The following is a 2693-nucleotide window of genomic DNA, read 5'->3' as shown; positions in this document are numbered from 1 at the left end:
TCATTTTAGTCTGCATCAGTGTTTTGCTCTCAGCATTTTCAATCCCAATTGTGGTAATGATATTTGGTTTATCAGTTCCAAACTTGCTGAAACCAAATCGTACAAATGGCGTAAGAAAAAGGGATTGTTTCGTTTCACAGTTATTGCCGTTGAAATGATATTTTGCTCGCTTAATTGAGCCAGTCTAATTAAACTCAATTTACAGTAAATCTTGGTAAATCAGTTCTTTACCAATTTAATTGGAGCGAAAGCAAGGCTCGTATAACAAAGCAATCAACACGATGCTATTTACATTCGGCATTCGCGGTTTAGAGTATAATTGGTTTGGGAAGTCGGTCTTTCGCACGTGTTATTGCGGCGTTATATTTTTTTTATTAAGTTCATTGGAGTTTTTATGGCAAAACCGAAGTTGTCTAGGGATCAAAAACGAAAGAAAAAGCTGCAAAAAAGAAAAACAAAAGTTGATGTAGCTAATAAAGTTCCTACTAATATTATTGAGTTATCTAAAAGGCAATTTGATGCCTTTTGTTTCTCTCGTCACCCAATGGCTAGAGCTTCTGCAAATGAGAAGCAGTGGTTTATTGGTTATGACCGAAAAATCCTAGCTACTGTATTTATGGATAATACTGATGGTGATTTTGGCTATGTAATTATGGGGCGTGATAATCGGAAAATATTTAGAGCTTTGGAGGTTAGTAATAACTTTAAATCTAACGAAGACAGAGCTAGAAATGATTTACTGAAAGCAATGACAAAGTATAAAGACGATGGTAAAAATGTTTACCCTCAAGGCGATGAAATAAAGGTACCAAATGAATTATTTGTACCGTTAGTTGAAAGAGATAAATTAAATCCAATCTACATTGCTTTAGCAGAAGAGTCACGGCTTGAAGCTGCTAGAAATTTAATTAAGGAAATTGTCTATACATTCGATGATCCAGATGGCCACTACATTAAAGAGTTTCAAACCCATGGGTTTGATGCTCGGTTATGGGAGTTATATTTATATATTTATTTCCATGATAAATTTGTTCAAATTAAAGGGAATGCAGCCCCTGATTTCCACATTACAAATTATGTAAATGAATACTTAATTGAAGCCGTAACTGTTAATCCTACAGAGAATGGAGCCCGACCAGATGAAAGTACTCCAGAAACCCCTGAAGAACTTCGCAAACTGCTAAATGGCTATATGCCTATAAAGTTTGGAAGTCCGTTGTATTCTAAACTTAAGAAGAAGTATTGGGAAAAACCTCATGTGAAAGGGAAACCATTGGTTTTCGCTATTCATGATTTTCACAGTACTGGTTCTATGACATGGTCGAGAACTGCATTAATGGAATACTTGTATGGGGTAAGAACTTCAATCGTTGATGGTAGAGCGATAATAAGTAAGATTGATACACATGAATGGAAAGGTAAATCTATACCTTCTAACTTTTTTAAGCAGCCAGATTCGGAAAATGTAAGTGCAGTTCTTTTTAGTAATGCAGCTACAATAACTAAGTTTAATCGTATGGGTAAATTGGCGGGGTTAGGTGGTGAAAAAGTTAAGATACTCAGAACAGGGATGAGATTTAACCCAGATCCTAAGGCTCTTGTTGGTATACCATTTCATGAGGATGTTGATTCCCCAACTTATGAGGAATCATGGTCAGAGAGTCTTGTTATGTATCACAACCCTAATGCATTACATCCTGTTGACCCAAATGATTTTCCTGATATATCACATATGTTTAAATGTGACGAAACTGGAGAAGAAGGCTATTTTCAGCCTTATGATGTACTTAATTCACATTCAGTCGTTATTTCTTCAGAAGAACCGATTCCGGAGCTAGAAAAAATATAACAAATGCATCAACACGATTTGCTACATTCGGCATTCTAGGTTTCTTTGGGTTTACCGTGTTTAGTGGTAAATTTGAGCTTAATCTGCATGGTAGCAAACGTGTTATGCAGGCGTTATATGCTTAGAGGAAATAATGAAAATAACAATAAATCAGTTGGTTAATAGATATAGGGGAGAAAGTGAGGCTAACGAATATTCTCATTTTAACCTTAAACACCCTCAACCATTACTAGAATCGGCTAGAGAACTTCTTTCTATTGTTCCACCTTCTATGGGGGCTTGCGCTCCACTTAGTGCTGCTTGGGCGCAAATGCTAAGAGATAAATATGATATACCAGCAATAGTTGTCGCAGGAGATTTTAAAGTATTAGGGAAACGAATATTTAAATGTAAAACAAATCTTCCTGAATCAAATCTAGGCGGCAAAGTTATTAATAAAAAATGGGATGGTCATTGTTGGATAGAAATCGATGGGTATATTGGTGATTTATCCATTTTCAGAACTGCCTACTCATTGAACCATCCAAGTGTATTGAAAGAGTTTGTTGAAAGTACCTTTGGTTCTGGTAGAGGAGCGTTTCTTGCACCATATAGTGATGTTCCTAAAGGAATGAAATACGAAGCTAAATACGTATTAACAGACAAGCAAATTGCTGGGTTATTAGGTGGGTTAAGTTATCAACTTGAGCAGCGCATATAACAAATGCATCAACACGATTTGCTACACTCGGCGTTGTCAGTTTGCCTTTAGTTTCAGTGATTAAGGCGGTAAAATTCAGCTAGGTCTGTATGGTAGCAAACGTGTTATGCAGGCGTTATACGAACTCTGAGAATGCAGTTTTTT

At 36.2% G+C, this 2693-nt stretch carries 2 protein-coding genes; both read left to right on the top strand.

All coding sequences use genetic code 11. The annotated features are described in order from the left end of the window. The first annotated feature begins 394 nt into the window (after positions 1-394). Positions 395-1849 carry a hypothetical protein gene (locus Q1K78_RS17295; protein WP_300181693.1) on the top strand — a complete coding sequence of 485 codons (1455 nt, stop codon included), beginning with the start codon at positions 395-397 and terminating at the stop codon, positions 1847-1849. A gap of 133 nt (positions 1850-1982) precedes the next feature. Next, positions 1983-2549, top strand: a complete 567-nt coding sequence (locus Q1K78_RS17290; protein ID WP_300181691.1) for a hypothetical protein — start codon at positions 1983-1985, stop codon at positions 2547-2549. Positions 2550-2693: the final 144 nt, after the last annotated feature.

Source organism: uncultured Aliivibrio sp., from assembly GCF_946479765.1.
Classification (GTDB): Bacteria; Pseudomonadota; Gammaproteobacteria; order Enterobacterales; family Vibrionaceae; genus Aliivibrio.
The sequence above is the reverse complement of the archived record's forward strand: the minus strand, read 5'-3'. Positions and strand labels throughout refer to the sequence as shown.

Coding starts and splice junctions, on each gene's coding strand:
- Q1K78_RS17295 (WP_300181693.1), top strand. CDS start 395: ATGGCAAAACCGAAGTTGTCTAGGGATCAAAAACGAAAGAAAAAGCTG.
- Q1K78_RS17290 (WP_300181691.1), top strand. CDS start 1,983: ATGAAAATAACAATAAATCAGTTGGTTAATAGATATAGGGGAGAAAGT.